Origin of the sequence: Erwinia typographi (assembly GCF_000773975.1) — a bacterium.
Taxonomy (GTDB): domain Bacteria; phylum Pseudomonadota; class Gammaproteobacteria; order Enterobacterales; family Enterobacteriaceae; genus Erwinia; species Erwinia typographi.
The window spans coordinates 1-19,228 of the sequence record NZ_JRUQ01000032.1; the positions used below are offsets into that span (position 1 = coordinate 1).

18 protein-coding genes and 1 other RNA gene are annotated in these 19,228 nt (G+C 57.0%); 6 read left to right on the plus strand and 13 right to left on the minus strand.

Annotated features, from left to right (window positions below):
• Nucleotides 1–37: 37 nt before the first annotated feature.
• The 3 genes from gcvP to gcvT form a co-directional block, all read right to left on the minus strand.
• Nucleotides 38–2,911: an aminomethyl-transferring glycine dehydrogenase gene (gene gcvP, locus NG99_RS10885; RefSeq protein ID WP_034892161.1), complete on the minus strand. Its 2,874-nt coding sequence runs from the start codon at nucleotides 2,909–2,911 to the stop codon at nucleotides 38–40.
• A gap of 71 nt (nucleotides 2,912–2,982) precedes the next feature.
• A complete protein-coding gene (gene gcvH / locus NG99_RS10890; RefSeq protein WP_034892164.1) occupies nucleotides 2,983–3,369 on the minus strand; it encodes a glycine cleavage system protein GcvH in 387 nt (128 codons plus the stop codon).
• A gap of 29 nt (nucleotides 3,370–3,398) precedes the next feature.
• Nucleotides 3,399–4,493 (minus strand): glycine cleavage system aminomethyltransferase GcvT, encoded by a 1,095-nt coding sequence (gene gcvT, locus NG99_RS10895; RefSeq protein WP_034892166.1) that lies wholly within the window; start codon nucleotides 4,491–4,493, stop codon nucleotides 3,399–3,401.
• A 413-nt stretch (nucleotides 4,494–4,906) separates the two neighbouring features.
• Here gcvT and NG99_RS10900 point away from each other — a divergent pair, with 413 nt between their 5' ends.
• A complete protein-coding gene (locus NG99_RS10900; RefSeq protein ID WP_052130658.1) occupies nucleotides 4,907–5,917 on the plus strand; it encodes a hypothetical protein in 1,011 nt (336 codons plus the stop codon).
• A 70-nt stretch (nucleotides 5,918–5,987) separates the two neighbouring features.
• Complete coding sequence (locus NG99_RS27600; protein WP_052130659.1) at nucleotides 5,988–6,197, plus strand: hypothetical protein; 210 nt, start codon at nucleotides 5,988–5,990, stop codon at nucleotides 6,195–6,197.
• 31 nt (nucleotides 6,198–6,228) lie between these two features.
• Here the strand turns inward: NG99_RS27600 and ubiI are convergent, their stop codons facing one another.
• The 4 genes from ubiI to NG99_RS10920 are packed head-to-tail and all read right to left on the minus strand — an operon-like array spanning nucleotide 6,229 to nucleotide 10,543.
• On the minus strand, nucleotides 6,229–7,434 hold the full coding sequence (ubiI, locus tag NG99_RS10905; protein WP_034892169.1) for an FAD-dependent 2-octaprenylphenol hydroxylase: 1,206 nt from the start codon (nucleotides 7,432–7,434) through the stop codon (nucleotides 6,229–6,231).
• Between the two features lie 13 nt (nucleotides 7,435–7,447).
• Nucleotides 7,448–8,626 (minus strand): 2-octaprenyl-6-methoxyphenyl hydroxylase, encoded by a 1,179-nt coding sequence (ubiH, locus tag NG99_RS10910; RefSeq protein WP_034892171.1) that lies wholly within the window; start codon nucleotides 8,624–8,626, stop codon nucleotides 7,448–7,450.
• Nucleotides 8,626–9,939: a Xaa-Pro aminopeptidase gene (gene pepP / locus NG99_RS10915; protein WP_034892174.1), complete on the minus strand. Its 1,314-nt coding sequence runs from the start codon at nucleotides 9,937–9,939 to the stop codon at nucleotides 8,626–8,628. Before pepP ends, ubiH begins: the two co-directional genes overlap by 1 nt.
• Nucleotides 9,940–9,964: 25 nt before the next feature.
• A complete protein-coding gene (locus NG99_RS10920) occupies nucleotides 9,965–10,543 on the minus strand; it encodes a YecA/YgfB family protein (protein ID WP_034892177.1) in 579 nt (192 codons plus the stop codon).
• Between the two features lie 171 nt (nucleotides 10,544–10,714).
• On the opposite strand from NG99_RS10920, the gene zapA reads away from it, so the two are divergent.
• The 3 genes from zapA to NG99_RS10930 all read left to right on the plus strand — a co-directional run bounded on the left by zapA (nucleotide 10,715) and on the right by NG99_RS10930 (nucleotide 11,940).
• Entirely contained in the window at nucleotides 10,715–11,044 is a 330-nt protein-coding gene (zapA, locus tag NG99_RS10925; protein ID WP_034892179.1) for a cell division protein ZapA, read from the plus strand.
• Between the two features lie 42 nt (nucleotides 11,045–11,086).
• Nucleotides 11,087–11,270: non-coding RNA, 6S RNA (gene ssrS / locus NG99_RS28230), on the plus strand.
• An 88-nt stretch (nucleotides 11,271–11,358) separates the two neighbouring features.
• Complete coding sequence (locus NG99_RS10930) at nucleotides 11,359–11,940, plus strand: 5-formyltetrahydrofolate cyclo-ligase (protein ID WP_034892181.1); 582 nt, start codon at nucleotides 11,359–11,361, stop codon at nucleotides 11,938–11,940.
• Nucleotides 11,941–12,000: 60 nt separating this feature from the next.
• On the opposite strand, the gene serA is transcribed toward NG99_RS10930, so the two are convergent.
• Nucleotides 12,001–13,236 (minus strand): phosphoglycerate dehydrogenase, encoded by a 1,236-nt coding sequence (serA, locus tag NG99_RS10935; protein ID WP_034892185.1) that lies wholly within the window; start codon nucleotides 13,234–13,236, stop codon nucleotides 12,001–12,003.
• A 302-nt stretch (nucleotides 13,237–13,538) separates the two neighbouring features.
• A complete protein-coding gene (gene rpiA, locus NG99_RS10940) occupies nucleotides 13,539–14,198 on the minus strand; it encodes a ribose-5-phosphate isomerase RpiA (RefSeq protein WP_034892188.1) in 660 nt (219 codons plus the stop codon).
• A gap of 205 nt (nucleotides 14,199–14,403) precedes the next feature.
• On the opposite strand from rpiA, the gene NG99_RS10945 reads away from it, so the two are divergent.
• Nucleotides 14,404–15,300 (plus strand): LysR family transcriptional regulator ArgP, encoded by an 897-nt coding sequence (locus NG99_RS10945; RefSeq protein WP_034892191.1) that lies wholly within the window; start codon nucleotides 14,404–14,406, stop codon nucleotides 15,298–15,300.
• A gap of 77 nt (nucleotides 15,301–15,377) precedes the next feature.
• Here NG99_RS10945 and NG99_RS10950 read toward each other — a convergent pair whose 3' ends face one another.
• From NG99_RS10950 to fbaA, 4 genes are all read right to left on the minus strand, one after another.
• Nucleotides 15,378–16,103 (minus strand): oxidative stress defense protein, encoded by a 726-nt coding sequence (locus tag NG99_RS10950; protein ID WP_034892193.1) that lies wholly within the window; start codon nucleotides 16,101–16,103, stop codon nucleotides 15,378–15,380.
• Between the two features lie 160 nt (nucleotides 16,104–16,263).
• Nucleotides 16,264–16,884 (minus strand): arginine exporter ArgO, encoded by a 621-nt coding sequence (gene argO / locus NG99_RS10955; protein WP_034892195.1) that lies wholly within the window; start codon nucleotides 16,882–16,884, stop codon nucleotides 16,264–16,266.
• A 145-nt stretch (nucleotides 16,885–17,029) separates the two neighbouring features.
• Nucleotides 17,030–17,932 carry a small-conductance mechanosensitive channel MscS gene (gene mscS, locus NG99_RS10960; RefSeq protein WP_034892198.1) on the minus strand — a complete coding sequence of 301 codons (903 nt, stop codon included), beginning with the start codon at nucleotides 17,930–17,932 and terminating at the stop codon, nucleotides 17,030–17,032.
• 192 nt (nucleotides 17,933–18,124) lie between these two features.
• On the minus strand, nucleotides 18,125–19,204 hold the full coding sequence (gene fbaA, locus NG99_RS10965) for a class II fructose-bisphosphate aldolase (protein ID WP_034892201.1): 1,080 nt from the start codon (nucleotides 19,202–19,204) through the stop codon (nucleotides 18,125–18,127).
• Between the last annotated feature and the right edge of the window lie 24 nt (nucleotides 19,205–19,228).

Here is a 19,228-nt window from a genome sequence, read left to right on the forward strand (position 1 = left end):
CCTATATCAGGACTAGTCAAGTCAATCTTTAGCGAGGCTACTCGTACTCGCTCATCGGCACGCAGGAACAGAACAGATTACGGTCGCCGTACACGTCATCCAGACGCTTCACGGTTGGCCAGTATTTGTTGTCGCTACCTGCCGGGAATACCGCCAGCTCGCGGGTGTAAGGATGTGACCATTCACCAACAATTTCCAGCTGGGTATGCGGCGCATTTACCAGCGGGTTATCTTCCAGCGGCCACTCACCGGCGGCGACGCGGTCGATCTCCATGCGGATTGACAGCATCGCATCAATAAAGCGATCCAGCTCGATTTTGCTTTCGGATTCGGTCGGCTCAACCATCAGCGTCCCCGCCACCGGGAAGGACATGGTCGGCGCGTGGAAGCCGTAGTCGATCAGGCGCTTGGCAATATCCAGCTCGCTGATGCCGGTCTGCTCTTTCAGCGGGCGAATGTCGAGGATACATTCGTGCGCCACGCGGCCATCCCGCCCGGTATACAGAACCGGATAGGCTGACTGCAAACGAGCGGCAATGTAGTTGGCGTTCAGAATCGCCACCGAGCTGGCCTGCTTCAGCCCCTCAGCGCCCATCATACGGATATACATCCAGCTGATCGGCAGAATCGACGCGCTGCCGAACGGCGCTGCTGATACCGCGCCTTTCTGGGTCAGCACCCCGTCAATCTGCACCACGCTGTGGCCCGGAACAAATGGCGCGAGATGCGCCTTCACGCCAATCGGCCCCATGCCCGGACCGCCGCCGCCGTGGGGGATGCAGAAGGTTTTATGCAGGTTGAGGTGAGAAACATCCGCGCCGATGTAACCCGGCGTAGTGATGCCAACCTGCGCATTCATGTTCGCGCCATCCAGATAAACCTGGCCGCCGAACTGGTGCACGATCTGGCAAACTTCACGGATGGTCTCTTCATACACGCCGTGAGTGGAGGGATAGGTCACCATAATACAGGCAAGCGCGTCGCCGCTTTGTTCTGCTTTCACTCGCAGATCGTTGAGATCAATGTTGCCCTGCTTGTCGCAGGCGACCACCACCACAGACATACCGGCCATCTGCGCGGAGGCCGGGTTAGTGCCGTGCGCAGAGCTTGGGATCAGGCAGATATTACGGCCGCTTTCGTTGCGGCTTTCATGATAGCGACGGATTGCCAGCAGGCCCGCGTATTCTCCCTGCGCACCGGAATTTGGCTGCATACACAGGGCATCATAGCCGGTCAGCTGCACCAGCCACTGCGAGAGCTGACCAATCATTTGCAGGTAGCCGGTAGCCTGATCGGCCGGGCAGAAAGGGTGCAGTTCTGAGAACTCAGGCCAGGTGATCGGGATCATCTCGGCCGCCGCGTTCAGCTTCATGGTGCACGACCCCAGCGGGATCATGGCTTGATTCAGCGCCAGATCTTTACGCTCCAGGCTGTGCATGTAGCGCATCATCTCGGTTTCGCTGTGATGACGGTTGAACACCGGATGGGTCAGGATCGGCTCCTGACGCAGCAGCGCGGCAGGCACGGACGAGCTGTTAGCGGAAATCGCGGCATCCAGCGCGTCGATATCCTGACCGTGGTTTTCGCCGAGCAGGATTGAGAACAGCGCCGCAACGTCTTCGCGCAGCGTGGTTTCATCCAGGGTGATGCCGACGGCGTTATGAATATCCGTACGCAGGTTGACGCCAAAGCTCAGGGCGCGATCCAGCACGGCGGCTTTGTCGGCCACTTCAACGGTCAGGGTATCGAACCACTGCTGGTGACGCAGCGTCAGGCCGCCTTTTTGCAGGCCAGCGGCCAGGATATCGGTCAGGCGATGAATGCGGGAAGCGATGCGCTTCAGTCCGGCAGGTCCGTGGAATACCGCATACAGGCTGGCAATATTGGCCAGCAGCACCTGGGACGTACAGATATTGGAGTTGGCTTTCTCGCGGCGGATATGCTGCTCGCGGGTCTGCATCGCCATGCGCAGCGCGGTGTTGCCTGCGGCATCGCGCGAGACGCCGATAATACGGCCTGGCATTGAGCGCTTGTGTTCATCGCGTGCGGCGAAGAAGGCCGCGTGAGGACCGCCATAGCCCATCGGCACGCCGAAGCGCTGCGCGGAGCCAAAGACGATGTCCGCCCCGATTTTACCGGGAGCCTGCAGCAGCACCAGCGACATAAAATCAGCCGCAACGCTGACGATCGTCCTGCGGTTTTTCAGTTCGGCGATCAGGTCGGTGTAGTCGTGGGCTTCACCCGTGGTGCCGACCTGCTGCAACAGCACGCCAAACACTTCCTGATGATCGAGAACTTTTTCAGCCTTATCAACAATCACTTCGAAACCGAAGGTTCCAGCTCGGGTACGCACCACGTCCAGCGTTTGCGGATGAATATCATCAGCCACGAAGAAACGGTTGGCATTTTTCAGCTTGCTAACGCGCTTAGCCATCGCCATCGCTTCAGCCGCCGCGGTAGCCTCATCCAGCAGCGAGGCCGAGGCAATATCCAGCCCGGTGAGATCCAGCGTAACCTGCTGGAAGTTCAGCAGCGCTTCAAGACGCCCCTGCGACACTTCCGGCTGATAAGGGGTGTAGGCGGTATACCAGCCTGGGTTTTCCAGCATATTGCGCAGGATAACCGGCGGGGTCAGAACCGGGGTATAGCCCATGCCGATATAGGATTTGTAACGCAGATTCTGAGCGGCAATCGCCTTCAGCTCCGCAAGAGCCTGATGTTCCGTCAGCGCGTCGCCGACCGCGGGCGGGCCTGGCAGCTGGATATCAGCTGGCACGATCGAGGCAATCAGCTCGTGAAGTGAGCTGGCCCCGGTGGCTTTGAGCATCGCGGCCTGCTGCTCCTGCGACGGACCAATATGGCGTTCGATAAATGCGCCGGTATGTTCAAGCTGGCTTAGCGTCTGAGTCATTAGCGGTAAATCCTGAATCTGGCATGGTAGGCACGGCGGGACGCGTCGATTCGTCCCGCAGAGGATAGAGTTTATTCGTCGATGCTGCTTTTATAGGCGTCAGCGTCCAGCAGGGAATCCAGTTCGGACTCGTCGCTGGCTTTGATTCTGAACAGCCAACCTTCGGCGTAAGGCGCGCTGTTCACCAGCTCCGGCGCGCCGTCCAGCTCGCCGTTCACCGCAACAATTTCGCCGCTGACTGGCGCATAGATATCGGAAGCCGCCTTCACCGACTCGGCGACGGCGCAGTCGTCGCCCTGGCTGTAGGTGTTGCCCACCTCGGGCAGATCGACAAAGACCATATCGCCCAGCAGCTCCTGCGCGTGCTCGGTAATCCCTACGGTAAAGGTGCCATCGGCTTCTTTGCGCACCCATTCGTGGCTGTCACGGTATTTCAGTTCATTTGGCACATTGCTCATAGCCATGCTCTCCTGAGAAGTTATTGTTATCAGACGACCGGTTTTCCGGCGCGTACAAAAACAGGTTTGGTAACGGTAACCGGCATTTCCCGGTTACGGATCTGTACGATGGCCTGCTCGCCAACGCCGGCGGGAACCCGCGCCAGAGCAATGCTGCAACCTAAAGTGGGAGAGAAAGAACCGCTGGTAATCACGCCCTCACGCAGGTTGCCCTGCACGTCGGTAAAGCGGACCGGCAGCTCATTACGCAACACGCCCTTGTCGGTCATGATCAGGCCGACCAGCTGCTCAGTGCCGCTTTCACGCTGCGCTTCCAGCGCCGCACGGCCAATAAAATCACGCTCCTCCGGCAGCCAGGCGATGGTCCAGCCCATGTTGGCCGCCAGCGGAGAAATGCCTTCGTCCATCTCCTGGCCGTATAAATTCATCCCTGCTTCCAGCCGCAGCGTATCGCGCGCGCCCAGACCGGCTGGCTTAACGCCCGCGCTTAACAGCCGCTGCCAGAAATCCGCGGCCTGTTCATTAGGCAGCGCAATTTCATAGCCTGCTTCGCCGGTGTAGCCGGTGGTGGCAATAAAGAGATCGCCCTCCTGCACGCCGAAGAACGGCTTCATTCCGGCCACGGCCTGGCGCTGGGCGTCGTTGAACAGGGTTTGCGCTTTCGCCTGAGCCTGCGGCCCCTGCACCGCGATCAGCGACAGATCGTCACGCAGTTTCAGCTCAACACCAAACGGCGCGGCATGTTCGCCGATCCACGCCAGATCTTTTTCGCGGGTTGCCGAGTTGACCACCAGACGGAAAAAGTCCTCGGTCATAAAGTAAACAATCAGATCGTCAATGACGCCAGCAGAAGCGTTGAGCATCGCGGTATAAAGCGCCTTGCCTGGCTGAGTCAGCCTGCCCACGTCGTTGGCGAGCAGATAGCGCAAGAATTCTCGGGTGCGTGCGCCGTTGAGATCGACAATGGTCATGTGCGACACGTCGAACATCCCGGCGTCGGTCCGCACCGCGTGGTGTTCATCCATCTGGGAGCCATAGTGCAGCGGCATCATCCAACCGTGAAAATCCACCATGCGCGCGCCGCAAGCCTGATGTTGTTCGAACAAAGGGGTCTGCTGAGTCATATCAATCCTGTGCTTTACGAGTTGTCAGACGCCTGCTCACGGCTACTGGTAACCGGACGCAAACGATACCCTGGCTCTGAACTTACCACCGAACGCCACCATTAACCATAAGTTAAACGGGGTCGAATGCCAGTCATGTCGCGCAGCGCCGTCAGCGAGTTTCCAGAATTTTTCACCATAAATCTGCGCAGAATCACGCAAAAATGACAATTTATGGTGCCAAATCCAGGTCGAAAATAGGGTTTAAGGGGATACGCCGAAATGATTTGGCAAGGTAAAAAAACCAAAGCATGAAAATAAGTAATGTGAAAAGGTGGGTGAAATTAGAATTTTTCAAATGAATCGCCCCTGTGGGAACCGTCTGTCAGGATTGAACACTTAAAAGGATCATTTCTCTCTCAGGTTTATACGGTATGGATATTAAATCAACCTCAGGAAATACCTTCCCGCTTCACGAAGCGGTCAAGCAGCACGATACGAAAGCCATCAGTCAATTAAGACAGGAGGGGCAGAAGACAAACCAGCTTAATGAGGCCAACCTTTCACCGATTGATCTGCTGTCCAGACGACGATCTATCGATCAGGAGCTACGCGAAAAGATGCATACCGCGCTGCTCTCGTCTATGAATCCAACTGCGCCAAAAGGGTATACCAAACCCGAGGCCCTGCATGGCTCCCCGTGGGGGTTTGAAATCCTGGCATCGGGCGAACTTAAAGGCGGCGCCAATGATGCCAAAGGCGGCGCACAATCACTGGAAGGACAGGTCTTCTTTTCAGATCGCACGCCAGAGAGTTCGTCCGACCGGATGACCCGTGACAACCTCAGGGGCAAAGCCCGTGTCTACTCTCAGGGAAAAGGCATGCACAGCAGCAACCCCGTTGCCCGGGCTTTTCAACACCGTATGACCCAGGCAATCAGCGCTCATCTGGCAAGCGGGCAACCGCTGCCTTCCAGCGGAAACGACATTAAACTGTCGGTGAACGCCGGTGAAAATGTTAATGATGTTGCCGTCCGCTGGTTACAGAATTTACTGACCAACGCGCGGAATATGAACGCAAAAAAATTCGAGGATATTCCGACGGAGAACAGCACTGCTTTGCTGAAGCTCCCTGAGTCAGTCACATTTACTTTTCCGGACGACCATCAACAGACCTGTCACGGTGCGGGACTGAAATCCCTGTTGGCTGACGCGGCTAAGACGCTGCAACAGGAGCTGGAAGGGGGTAAAGCGCCGCTGTTAGCAATGATCAATAACGGTAAAATCGTTCCTATGGTGTTCGGCTTCAGTAAGATCGACGATCTCAAAACGCATTCCATTAGCGGCGCATTCAGCGGTGTAGCAAAGAATTATAGCTACCAAAGTGAAAATCACCCTCTGAATGGGTCGCTAAAGGGGGGGGGAATTAAAAGAAATAGAACTTAACAACGTGCAGGATCTGGCTACGTTGAGCCTGGCCTGCCAGGCAAAAGGGGTAAACATTCCTGGAGAGACGATGATACGCATTAACCCTAACGCGCGGGAAAAAAGCAGCAACGGCACCAAAGCGCTCTATCTCGATCCGCAGCAGCTTGGACGGTTTCAGCAGCATATCACAGCGACATTGCGTGAGAAGGGAATGACAATAAATAATGCAACCCTGACCGAACTACAACAGATCAACCATGAAATACGCGGCAAGGATCTTGCCGCATGGATTGCATAGCCACCGCGATCGCTTCAGTCGGAGGCAGATTTTAGCGCAGCCACTCCGGCAGGTCGTTCAGCCCCATCGCCTGCCTGAGCAGGCGCGGCTTCACGCCGGGTAAGTTATCAGCCAGGCTCAGACCGACATCCCGCAGCAGTTTTTTCGCCGGGTTGTTGCCGCTGAACAGCTCGCGGAAACCCTGCATCCCTGCCAGCATCATCGCGGCACTGTGCTTACGGCTACGCTCATAGCGCCTGAGATACAGATACTGTCCAATATCTTTCCCCTGCTGCTGAAGGCGCTTCACTTCACCTATCAGCTCGGCTGCATCCATAAAGCCGAGGTTGACGCCCTGTCCGGCCAGCGGATGAATGGTGTGGGCCGCATCGCCCACCAGCGCCAGCCGGTGAGCGGCAAAGTTACGCGCATAGCGCCCCATTAGCGGAAACGTTTTGCGTTCGCTCTCTACCTTGCACAGGCCAAGGCGCAGATCGAAGGCAACCGAAAGCTGCTGGTTAAAGAGATCTTCAGGCATTGACTGTAAACGGGTCGCTTCCTGCGGGGCAACGGACCAGACAATGGAGCAGAGATGCGGATCGCTCAGCGGTAAAAAGGCCAGAATCCCGTCGCCGTGGAAGACCTGACGGGCAACCGCGTCATGCGGCCGTTCGGTGCGAATATTCGCCACCAGCGCATGATGATCGTAATCCCAGAAGGCCAGCGGGATATCGGCCTTGTTGCGCAGCCAGGAGTTGGCGCCGTCGGCCGCCACCAGCAGCCGCGCGCTCATCATCGTGCCGTCCTTCAGGGTAACGAAAGCCTCGTTATCACCAAACGCCACCTGCTGGAGTTCTGCCGGGGCGATGGTGGTGATGTCGCTCAGTTCGGCGGCTTTATGCCACAGCGCCTGATGGATTATCGGGTTTTCAATGATATGCCCAAGGTGCGCCAGCCCCTGCTGACCATCGTCAAACTCAATGTGGCCGAAGCTGTCGCGATCCCAGACCTGCATACCGTGATAAGCGCTGGCGCGTGCGGCAAGAATGGCGCTCCAGACGTCAAGATGCTGAAGCAGGCGTTCGCTGGCCGCGTTAATCGCCGACACGCGCAGCGCTGGCGCTGATGCCGCGTCTGTGGGTTCAGCCGCTGGCTCACGCTCCAGCACCGCAATTTTCATTCCGCAGCCCTGCAGGCCGCAGGCCACAGCCAGTCCAACCATACCGCCGCCCGCAACGATCACATCATAGGTTTGCATTACTGCTTTCTCCTTAACGCTCAACCCAGCCCAACGTGCGCTCGGCGAGCAAATTCCGCACCAGCGGCAGCGAGTCCAGCGCCATCAGGCCCAGATTTCGCCCTGCCACCAGCGGTGTATAGCGGTTAGCAAACAGCCTGACCAGCGTATCGGTAATGCCAATGGTCGCGGCGGCATCCGGCTGACGGCGCTGCTGATAGCGCTGCAGGCTGGCATAACCGCCCACGTCCTCGCCGGCGCGCCAGGCGGCGGCCACCGTTTCGGCCAGCGACATAACGTCACGAATCCCTAAATTAAAGCCCTGCCCCGCGATCGGATGCAGAGTCTGCGCCGCGTTGCCGACCAGCGCCAGCCGGTGAGACACATGCTGCGAGGAAGCCTGAAGCTCAAGCGGATAGCTGTGACGCTGGCCTACCTGAGTTATCTTTCCCAGCCGCCAGCCAAAGGCCTGCTGAAGTTCAGCCAGGAACTGCCCGTCGCTCCAGCCATCAACTCTGGCCTTATCCTCCAGCGGATGACACCAGACCAGCGAGCTTCGGCCCGCCGACATCGGCAGCAAAGCCAGCGGCCCGTGCTCGGTAAAACGCTCAAAGGCCCGGCCAAGGTGCGGCTGCTGGCTGGAGACGTTGGCAATCACCGCCACCTGCTGATAATCCTGAGTCTGCCACTGCACGCCGCAGGAAGCCGCAACGGCGGAGCGCGAACCATCGGCCGCCACCAGCAGCTGACCCGTCAGCGTTTCGCCGTTGCTCAACGTTACGCTAACGTCCTGCTGGCTGCGCACGACCTGCGTCACCTTAGCCGGACAGCAGAGCCGCACGCCGGGCGCTTTCTTCAACAGCGTAAACAGGCGCTGACCAACGTCGTGCAGCTCCACAACCTGCCCCAACGCGGAAATACAGTGATCGGCGGCGTCCAGCGAGACAAAGCTGGCGTGTCCCCGATCGCTGACGTGCACATGGGTGATAGCCGTTGCGCACTCTTTCAGCCACGGCCAGAGATTAATGGCCGCCAGTTGCTGACAGGTTCCTTCGGCCAGGGCGATAGCCCGGCCATCAAAGCCTGGGTGGGTACGGCTGGCCGGCTCGCTGGCTTCCACAAGCGTCACCGCGACCTTTCCCTGTGTCAGATGAGAAATAGCCAGCGCCAGCGTGGCGCCCGCCATGCCTCCTCCTGCAATTATGATGCTCATTACGCCTTCGCTGCCGCCATCAGTGCTTCAATATCATCGGCATCTTTCACCACCGTGGCCGTCAGGTTTTCGTTACCGTCTGCGGTAATGATGATGTCATCTTCAATGCGAATGCCGATGCCGCGATACTCCACTGGCACCTCCGCATCCGGCGCGATATACAGTCCGGGTTCAATGGTAATAACCATGCCGGGTTGCAGAATACGGTCGCGGTCGCTGCCGTAAAAGCCGACATCATGTACATCCAGCCCCAGCCAGTGGCTCAGACCGTGCATAAAGAACTGGCGATGAGCCTGCTCTTCGATCAGCGCGTCGACTTCGCCCTTCATCACGCCAAGCTTCACCAGCCCACTAACCATAATCCGCACCACCTGAGCATTCACTTCGCGAATGCTGGTGCCGGGACGGAACAGCGTCAGCGCAGCGGTGAGCGAGGCAAGGACGATGTCATAGATCGCGCGCTGCGGGGCAGTAAATTTTCCGTTCACCGGGAAGGTCCGCGTGATATCGCCGGCATAGCCCTGCAACTCACAGCCCGCGTCGATCAGCACCAGATCGCCATCGCGCATCCGGCTCTCATTTTCGGTGTAGTGCAGGATGCAGCCATTTTCGCCTGCGCCAACGATGGTGTTGTACGAAGGGAAACGCGCGCCATGCTGGTTAAACTCGTGGTGGATTTCACCCTCGAGCTGATACTCAAACATGCCGGGGCGGCACTTTTGCATCGCGCGGGTATGCGCCAGCGCGCTGATGCGGCCCGCCTCACGCAGCACCGCCTGCTCTTCCGGCGATTTAATCAGGCGCATTTCATGCACAATCGGACGCCAGTCGGTGATGGACGATGGAGCGGTCAGGTTTTGACGCGAGCCGCGGCGGAGCTTCTCCAGCGCGCCAAACAGCAACGCATCGGCTTCAGGGTAAAGCCCCTGCGCGTGATACACGGCATCCAGGCCGTTCAGCAACAGCGGCAGCTGCTCAGCGATATCGTCAAACGGCAGCGCCCGATCAACGGCAAGCTTCTCTGGCGCGGCATCCTGCCCGAGGCGGCGGCCAAACCAGATCTCTGCCGTCAGGTCGCGGACGCGATTAAACAGCACGCTGTGGTTATGGCTCTCGTCGCTTTTGATCAGCACCAGCACCGCTTCAGGCTCGTTAAAGCCGGTGAAATACCAGAAATCGCTGTTCTGGCGATAGGGATATTCACTGTCGTTGCTGCGGGTTGCTTCCGGGGCGGCGAAAATAACCGCCGCGCTGGCCGGCGCCATTTCGCTTAGCAGCGCCTGCCGGCGGCGTAAAAACTCTTGCTGGGTCATCAACTTCTCCTGAATGTGCCACGGCTTAGTGCAGGGTTGGCTTTTTCACTTCCACAGCCGATGGCGCGACGTGGGTAAAGGTGTCATGGCAGAGCAGCGCCGCTACGCGAACGTACTCAATCACCTCTTCCAGCGACTGCTCCAGCTCTTCCTGGTCTTCGTCTTCATCATAGCCAAGCTGGGCGATAGTGCGCAGATCGTCAATCGCTTCGCCCGTTTCGCCCTTCACCTTGTCCAGTTTCGGCTGCGATACGCCAAGGCCGAGCAGGAAATGGTTTACCCAACCAGCCAGCGCATCGGCGCGATCGAATACGCTGATGTCGTCGTCATCGGGCAGAAAAAGCTGGAACAGAAAGCCCTCTTCTTCAAGCGCATTGCCGATAGCCTCATGCAACTGCTGGAGCGGCAGCGCCAGCGACTGGGAAAAGGCCATTCCCTCGTTGGTCAGGTCGTGAACCAGCGTTTGCCAACTGCTCTGCTGGGTGCCGCCACAGATCATTCCGCTAATCAGGCCATGCATTTCGGCAGGCGTCATCCCTACGCCCTGCTGCGTCAGTGCTGAAGCCAGCGCATCATAGCCCGGCATTGTGTTTGATAGTGACATACGTTTTGGTCATCGTTGGCTGGATAAGTTCGTGGTATGCTACCACCAGGTGCCTCAACGATTCCAGAAAAGGGGTTGTTTCTTCACTAAGGCGTAGTTATAGTTGCGCCCCTCCCAACCCATTGAGCGGTAAGGGAGATTGGCGGCGAAGTAATCAGTCAGGATGGTGGCATGTCTGCACAACCCGTAGATATTCAAATTTTTGGCCGTTCTTTAAGAGTAAATTGTCCGCCTGAACAGCAAGATGCGCTGAAAATGGCTGCCGAAGACCTTAATCAGCGGTTGCAAGATTTAAAAGTTCGCACTAGAGTCACAAATACTGAACAGCTGGTATTTATTGCGGCACTGAACATCTGCCATGAGCTGGCGGCGGAAAAAGTCAAAACCCGCGACTATGCCAGTAACATGGAGCAGCGTATCCGTATGCTGCAACAGACCATTGAGCAGGCGCTGCTTGAACAGGGTCGCATTACTGAACGGACCGGCAGTAAGTTCGAATAACAGCTCATCGTTATCTGTGTTAGAGTAACGGTGAAGTACAAAATTTCTCTGAGATGTTTGCAAGCGGGCCAGTCCCCTGAGCCGATATTTAATACCAACAGAGTCTGACGCTCTGTGACCTGTGCGCAAGCTCGGTTCGTCCGAGAAGCCTGATGGTTGCGACGGCAGTCTCACCTTGAACCAAGGGTTCAAGGGTTACAGCCTGCGGCGGCATCTCGGAGATTCCTCTTTTTTTCTGCACTTTCCCCAGCTACGTTCCCGTTCTACACTCTGCGTGTCAGCTTAACCTTTCCGTTATTTTAGCGCGGTGAACCATGAACCTTCTCGATCGCCAGGATATCCGTACCCATGTGCGCCATCTCCGTCGTGCCCTGACGCCCGAGCAGCAGCAGCTGGCTGCGGTACAGGTCGTCGAGCGCGCGCTGAATTTCGCCCCGCTACAGCAGGCAAAAAAAATCGCGCTGTTTCTCGCCTTCGACGGCGAGCTGAATACCCGACCGCTGATTGCCAGGCTCTGGCAGCATAAGCAGCAGGTTTATCTGCCGGTTTTGCACCCTTTTTCCGCAGGGCAACTGCTATTTATCCGATATGATCCCGACACGCCGCTGGCGCCAAACCGGCTGCGCATTCCTGAACCGCCGCTGGATATCCGCAACCTGGCTACGCTGGATGAGCTTGACGTGCTGATGGTGCCGCTGGTCGCCTTTGACAGGCAGGGACAGAGGCTGGGAATGGGCGGAGGATTCTACGATCGGACGCTGCAAAGCTGGCGGCAGCACGGTTTTTTACCCGTTGGCCTGGCGCATGACTGCCAGCGGGTTGATGCCCTGCCCGCTGCCGAATGGGACGTGCCGCTCCCGGCGATTATCACCCCATCGAAAATCTGGCAGTGGTAGCCAACCAGCAGGCGTAAAAAAAGGGACGAGCTTTCGTCCCTTTTCAATCCGTTCGGCAGGTTAGTAAAGCAGACGCGCTCGAACGGTGCCCGGAATCGCCTTCATCAGCTGTAGCGCGGTGTTTGCCACATCCTGCGGCGCATCAATATCAATCACCACGTAGCCCATTTGCGGAGTAGTTTGCAGATACTGCGCGGCAATGTTGATGCCCTGACCGGCAAAAATGTTGTTGATGGCGGTCAGCACGCCCGGCCGGTTTTCGTGAATGTGCAGCAGACGGCTCTGGTCGCCATGCGTCGGCAGCGACACTTCCGGGAAATTAACCGCAGACAGCGTAGAGCCGTTATCAGAGTACTTAGCCAGCTTGCCAGCAACCTCGATACCGATATTTTCCTGCGCCTCCTGAGTTGAGCCGCCAATGTGCGGCGTCAGGATCACGTTATCGAACTCGCACAGCGGAGAGTTGAACGGATCGCTGTTGGTGGCAGGCTCTTCCGGGAAGACGTCAATCGCCGCGCCCGCAAGGTGCTTATCAGCAAGCACTTTGCACAGCGCCGGGATATCCACGACGGTGCCGCGAGAGGCGTTAATCAGCAGCGCGCCAGGCTTCATCATCGCCAGCTCTTCCGCGCCCATCATGTTCTGCGTGGAGAGGGTTTCCGGCACATGCAGGCTTACCACGTCGCTCATGTTCAACAGGTCGGAGAGATAACGCACCTGGGTCGCATTGCCCAGCGGCAGCTTGCTCTCAATGTCATAGAAGAATACGTGCATACCGAGGCTCTCGGCCAGCACGCCAAGCTGCATACCGATATGGCCATAGCCGATAATCCCCAGCTTCTTACCACGCGCTTCATAAGATCCTACGGCCAGCTTGTGCCAGACGCCACGGTGCGCCTTGGCGTTAGCCGCAGGAACGCCGCGCAGCATCAGCAGCAGCTCGCCGATAACCAGTTCAGCTACGGATCGGGTATTGGAGAAAGGCGCGTTAAATACCGGCACGCCACGCTTTGCGGCGGCAGCCAGGTCAACCTGATTAGTACCGATACAGAAGCAGCCCACCGCCACCAGCTTTTCCGCTGCGGCGAAAATCTCTTCGGTAAGGTGAGTGCGCGAACGGATACCGATAAAGTGCGCGTCGCGGATGGACTCTTTCAGCGCTTCGCTGTCCAGCGCGCCTTTATGAAATTCGATGTTGGTATACCCTGATGCGCGAAGGTTATCTACCGCGCTCTGGTGGACGCCTTCCACCAGCAGGAACTTAATTTTGTCTTTCTCCAGTGATACTTTTGCCATTTCCCGACCCTATTTTTTGCAGACTTCAGATGTGCCAGCTTACCCTTATCTCCAGGTATTAAGTTAGCCTTCTGCCAAAATATCAAAATTTACGCCTGCGGCAATACAAACGATTGCCCACCGGGCAGCACGGCAGAGAGGCCAGGCAGCTCAATTTGGCAGATAATCAGGGTGCAAGAGTCAGGTTCAGCAGGAACAGCCTGACTATGAAGGTTATGTGACATAAGTCACTAAATTTCACGACATTCAGAAAAGATGTTTTTTAACAGAAAATAACCGACGCCGGGGCGGCGCCGGTAAGATCATTTTTCTATGGTTTTTACGCCGCTGGCGGTGCCGATCAGCGCAATATCCGCACCGCGAGCCGCAAACAGCCCGACGGTCACCACGCCAGGCAAGGCGTTGATGGCCTTCTCCAGCGCGATCGGGTCAAGGATTCGCAGGTTGTGTACGTCAAGAATGATGTTGCCGTTATCGGTCAGCACATGCTGACGATACTCCGGCAGGCCACCCAGCTTCACCAGTTCCCGCGCGACGTAGCTGCGCGCCATCGGGATCACTTCAACCGGCAGCGGAAAGCGGCCCAGCACGTCAACCTGCTTGGACTCATCCGCGATACAGACAAACTTGTCGGCAACGGCAGAGATAATCTTCTCACGCGTCAGCGCCGCGCCGCCGCCCTTAATCATCTGCATCATGCCGTTGATCTCATCAGCGCCGTCAACGTAAACCGACAGCGAATCAACCTCGTTAAGGTCGAAGACCTGAATGCCAAGGCTTTTCAGCTTCTGGGTGGAAGCCTCAGAGCTGGAAACCGCTCCGTCGATCTGGTGCCTGATGGAGCCAAGCGCGTCGATAAAGTGGGCGGCAGTTGAGCCGGTCCCCACGCCAACCAGGGTGCCCGGCGTAACGTATTCCAGCGCGGCCCAGCCAACGGCCTTTTTCAGTTCATCCTGTGTCATGATAAGTTTAGATCCCGTACGGCTACAGTGTGCCGCTAGTATAAAACAACACCGGCAGAAATCACCGCCTTCCCGCCGCATTTGTTGGTAGTTTGGAAGACATCCCACAAAGCCGTGCCGGGAGAAAGTCGCCATTGCCCAGGGCAAAGTGACAAAAATATGGCATAGTGCAGTTTCCACACCTGAAAGAGAGTTAACACCCAAAATGAAACGCCCGGATTATCGAACGCTTCAGGCGCTGGATGCAGTGATTCGCGAGCGCGGCTTTGAGCGCGCGGCACAAAAGCTTTGCATTACTCAGTCGGCCGTCTCGCAACGAATCAAACAGTTGGAGAATATGTTTGGTCAGCCACTGCTGGTGCGAACGGTGCCGCCACGTCCGACCGAACAGGGGCAAAAGCTGCTGGCCCTGCTGCATCAGGTAGAACTGCTGGAAGAGGAATGGCTGGGCGATGAGAACGGCGGCACCACGCCCCTGCTGCTTTCGCTGGCGATTAATGCCGACAGCCTGGCAACCTGGCTGCTGCCAGCGCTGAAAACCGTATTAACGGACTCCCCGGTGCGCCTGAATTTGCAGGTTGAGGATGAAAGCCGCACCCAGGAACGCCTGCGTCGCGGAGAAGTGGTCGGCGCCGTGAGTATTCAGCCGCAGCCGCTGCCCAGTTGCCTTGTCGATCAGCTGGGCGCGCTGGATTACCTGTTCGTTGGTTCAAAAGAATTTGCGGCCCGCTACTTTCCAAACGGCGTCACTCGCTCCGCGCTGCTAAAGGCTCCGGCGGTGGCCTTCGATCATCTGGATGATATGCATCAGGCGTTTTTACAGCAGAATTTTGACCTGTCGCCGGGCAGCGTGCCCTGCCACATCGTTAACTCCTCGGAAGCCTTCGTGCAGCTGGCGCGCCAGGGAACCACCTGCTGTATGATCCCCCATTTGCAGATTGAGCGGGAGCTGGCGGAGGGCGAGCTGATTGACCTGACGCCGGGCCTGTTTCAGCGCCGGATGCTTTACTGGCACCGCTTTGCGCCGGAGAGCCGGTTGATGCGTAAGGTGACCGATGCGCTGATTGCCCACGGCCACCGCGTCCTGCGTCAGCCTGAGTAAGCCCCAAAAAAAGGGCTCAGCCAGGAGCCCTCTGAACACCGGCAAGGGAGCGATGAGAGTGCTCGCCCCTGCGGGGATTACTGATTGCGCTGTAGCTCAAACACCACATCAACCTGATCGTCGAAGTGAATGCTTTTCTTCTGATAGGTTTCGGCTGCGGAAGTCATCGGCGCGGCATCGGCCATCTTGTACATGCGGACCACCGGCATCGGCTGGTAGTTAGCCACATGATAACGGATGCTGTAAACCGGCCCCAGCTTGGCGTTAAAGCCTTTAGCCAGCTCGCCAGCCTGCTGCGTGGCGTCATCGATGGCGGCCTGACGGGCTTTATTGCGGTACTCGTCAGGATGAGCCACGCCCAGCTCGACGGAGCGGATTTCGTTAAGGCCGGACTTCAGCGCGCCGTCCAGAAGCTCATTCAGCTTGTCCAGCTGGCGCAGCGTGACCTGAACCTGGCGTACGGCACGATACCCTTTCAGGACGGATTTGCCCTCTTTGGTATAGTCATACTCCGGCTGAGTACGCAGGTTAGCAGCATCAATGTCTTTTTGCTCAATACCATTTTTTTTCAGGAAATCAAAGTACTGCGCGACACGATCGTCCGCCTGTTTTTTAGCGTCGCCAGCCTCTTTGGCGGAGATGCTGACTTCAATCGCCAGCGTGGCAATATCCGGCGTGGCGTCAACGCTGGACTGACCTGAGGTCACAACGTGAGGACCGTTGGGCAGTTCATCTGCCAGGGCTAAAGTGGGGACGGTTGCAAATCCAAGCATTGCGGCCAGGGCCAATTTAGTAAGCTTCACTGGGTTCCTCCGTGGGAGCATTCAGTCACTTCAGGGGCGAACAGGCGGTGGAAATTGCCTCACCGCCAGAGAATTGTTCCGTCAAAACGCAACAGGTTGGCATATGTTATTGCGTTTTCGGCTATCACGCTATGACCGTAATTCCTGGAGTGAGTTCCTTTTAGCGCATTCCCAGCGCCTGCAGCGCCAGCTTCAGCGCAATGCCCCACATCATCATGCCAACCAGCGCATTGATGATCCGCTGGGCCTTGACGGTATTCAGCAGCGGCGACAGCCAGGCCGCCAGCGAAGCCAGGCCAAAGAACCAGAGCAGCGATGCGCTGACCGATCCCAGAGCGAACCAGCTGCGGGCTTCGGCAGGAAGCTGCCCGCCGAGGCTGCCCAGCACCACAAAGGTATCAATATAGACGTGAGGATTGAGCCAGGTGACGGCCATCATGGTGGCGAAAATCCGCCAGCGCCCCTGCTGCATGGCCTTTTCCGACGCCAGCGCGACGTTAGCGCTGAATGCCGCTCGCAAAGCCCCCCAGCCATACCACAGCAGGAATGCCACGCCTCCCCAGGTCACCAGGCTCAGCAGCAGCGGCGACTGGGTCAACAGCGCGCTGCCGCCAAAGACGCCTGCGCAAATCAGCACCACATCGCTCAGCGTGCACAGCCCAGCGGTCATCAGATGGTACTGGCGGCGGACGCCCTGATTCAGCACCAGCGCGTTTTGCGGCCCCAAAGGCAGGATTAATGCCGCGCCCAGGGCCATGCCCTGAAAGAAGATGGATAACACCGGATAACTCCTCGTCCTGAATAATTGCAGGCGAGTGTATAAGGGAAAGATCATTAGATAAAATGGAATAAACTAATGGAATATCAGTTTAGCTAATACATGACTGACCATCAGGGCGAGCCGTAGCTCGCCCTTAACGTGTTGATTATTTTGACTCAGGCTGGGGCGCAGCCGCGTCCTTTTCTTCAGCCTGCTGCGCGTTGGCAGCATTAACCTGATGCAGGTGGACATCCATCTGCGGGAACGGAATGCCGATCTGATTGGCGTCCAGCGTACGCTTAAAGTTCTTCATCAGATCCCAGTAGACATCCTGCAGATCGCCCGCGTTGCTCCAGCAGCGCACCACAAAGTTTACCGAGGAGGCAGCCAGCTCGTTCAGGCCAATCTGCACGCCCATCCCTTTCAGCACGCGCGGCTCGGCATCGACCACTTCCTGCAACAGCTGGATGACCCGGTCGACATCCGCATCGTAAGCCACGCCGATGATGAATTCATTGCGGCGCACCGGCTCACGGGAGAAGTTGACGATATTGCCAGAGATGATTTTGCCGTTTGGCACCACCACAATTTTGCCGTCGGCGGTTTTCAGCGTGGTCGAGAAAATCTGCACATTCTGCACGGTTCCCATCACGCCGATATCAATAAATTCACCGGTGCGGAACGGACGGAAGGTGACCAGCAGCACGCCTGCGGCCAGGTTGGCCAGTGAGCCTTGCAGCGCCAGGCCAATAGCCAGACCAGCGGCACCCAATACGGCGATAACCGAGGCGGTCTGTACGCCAACCCTGCCGAGAGCGGCTATCAGCGTAAAGGCGATGATGCCGTAGCGTACCAGCGCAGACAGGAAGTCGGCCACGGTGGCATCAATATGACGCGCCCGCATCACCTTGTTCAGGCCGTTAGAAATTACGCGCGCCACTATCATCCCAACGATGATGATCGCAATGGCCGCCACAATATTAACCGCATAGCTCAACAGCAGCGCCTGGTTACGCGCCAGCCAGCCACCTGCGTTGCTGATGCCATTTACCACGTTCAAATCTTCCATCTAATTATCCTGTTGTTGTTCCCAATGGGAAGAAACCGTTTGCCAGCCAGGCTGACATCCCAAACCCAAAGGGTAACCAAAAATGCTGCATTCTGCCAAATAAGCAGTGAAATTAACAATTTGTTACTGCTTCGACCAAAAAAAAGCCCCTTTTCAGGGGCTTGATACTCATTCTCGCACTAAGCAGGAAAATTACAGAACGTCAATCGCGTTCAGCTCTTTGAATGCCTGCTCCAGACGCACGATCATCGAAGACTGCGATGCACGCAGCCAGACGCGCGGGTCGTAGTATTTTTTGTTCGGCTTGTCTGCGCCTTCCGGGTTACCCAGCTGGGCCTGCAGGTAGCCTTCGTTCTTTTTGTAGTATTGCAGAATACCGTTCCATGTTGCCCACTGGGTATCGGTATCGATGTTCATCTTGATCACGCCGTAGCTGATTGACTCTTCGATTTCTGCCGCAGAAGAACCTGAACCACCGTGGAACACAAAGTTCAGCGAGTTATGCGGCAGGTTGTGTTTTTTGCTCACATAGTCCTGAGAGTCGCGCAGAATGGTTGGGGTCAGCTTCACGTTACCCGGCTTGTAAACGCCGTGCACGTTACCGAATGATGCCGCGATGGTGAAGCGCGGGCTGATGGCATTCAGTTTTACATACGCGTAATCCACGTCTTCTGGCTGAGTGTACAGGGCAGAAGCGTCCATGTGGCTGTTGTCCACGCCGTCTTCTTCGCCACCGGTGCAACCCAGTTCAATTTCCAGCGTCATGTTGATTTTAGCCATGCGCTTCAGGTAGCCGCTACAGATCTCGATGTTTTCTTCCAGCGACTCTTCAGACAGGTCAATCATGTGAGAAGAGAACAGCGGCTTGCCGGTTTTCTCGAAGTGGGCTTCGCCCGCATCCAGCAGACCGTCAATCCACGGCAGCAGTTTCTTCGCGCAGTGGTCAGTGTGCAGGATAACCGGCACGCCGTAGTGTTCTGCCATCTGATGCACATGATGAGCGGCAGAGATAGCGCCTAAAATAGCCGCAGCCTGAGGCTTGTCTGATTTCAGACCTTTACCAGCGATAAAGCCTGCGCCACCGTTAGAGAACTGAATGATTACCGGCGATTTTACTTTAGCGGCGGTTTCCAGCACGGCGTTGATCGAGTCGGTGCCTACGCAGTTAACGGCTGGCAGGGCGAATTTGTTTTCTTTGGCTACTTTAAAGATCTTCTGCACGTCGTCGCCAGTCACAACGCCTGGTTTTACGAAATCAAAAATTTTAGACATATTTTTTGTCCTGTTTCGTCGGTC

Coding starts and splice junctions, on each gene's coding strand:
- gcvH (WP_034892164.1), bottom strand. CDS start 3,369: ATGAGCAATGTGCCAAATGAACTGAAATACCGTGACAGCCACGAATGG.
- NG99_RS10945 (WP_034892191.1), top strand. CDS start 14,404: ATGAAACGCCCGGATTATCGAACGCTTCAGGCGCTGGATGCAGTGATT.
- ubiI (WP_034892169.1), bottom strand. CDS start 7,434: ATGCAAACCTATGATGTGATCGTTGCGGGCGGCGGTATGGTTGGACTG.
- NG99_RS27600 (WP_052130659.1), top strand. CDS start 5,988: ATGATACGCATTAACCCTAACGCGCGGGAAAAAAGCAGCAACGGCACC.
- NG99_RS10930 (WP_034892181.1), top strand. CDS start 11,359: ATGAACCTTCTCGATCGCCAGGATATCCGTACCCATGTGCGCCATCTC.
- pepP (WP_034892174.1), bottom strand. CDS start 9,939: ATGACCCAGCAAGAGTTTTTACGCCGCCGGCAGGCGCTGCTAAGCGAA.
- NG99_RS10920 (WP_034892177.1), bottom strand. CDS start 10,543: ATGTCACTATCAAACACAATGCCGGGCTATGATGCGCTGGCTTCAGCA.
- fbaA (WP_034892201.1), bottom strand. CDS start 19,204: ATGTCTAAAATTTTTGATTTCGTAAAACCAGGCGTTGTGACTGGCGAC.
- rpiA (WP_034892188.1), bottom strand. CDS start 14,198: ATGACACAGGATGAACTGAAAAAGGCCGTTGGCTGGGCCGCGCTGGAA.
- zapA (WP_034892179.1), top strand. CDS start 10,715: ATGTCTGCACAACCCGTAGATATTCAAATTTTTGGCCGTTCTTTAAGA.
- gcvP (WP_034892161.1), bottom strand. CDS start 2,911: ATGACTCAGACGCTAAGCCAGCTTGAACATACCGGCGCATTTATCGAA.
- gcvT (WP_034892166.1), bottom strand. CDS start 4,493: ATGACTCAGCAGACCCCTTTGTTCGAACAACATCAGGCTTGCGGCGCG.
- ubiH (WP_034892171.1), bottom strand. CDS start 8,626: ATGAGCATCATAATTGCAGGAGGAGGCATGGCGGGCGCCACGCTGGCG.
- serA (WP_034892185.1), bottom strand. CDS start 13,236: ATGGCAAAAGTATCACTGGAGAAAGACAAAATTAAGTTCCTGCTGGTG.
- NG99_RS10900 (WP_052130658.1), top strand. CDS start 4,907: ATGGATATTAAATCAACCTCAGGAAATACCTTCCCGCTTCACGAAGCG.
- mscS (WP_034892198.1), bottom strand. CDS start 17,932: ATGGAAGATTTGAACGTGGTAAATGGCATCAGCAACGCAGGTGGCTGG.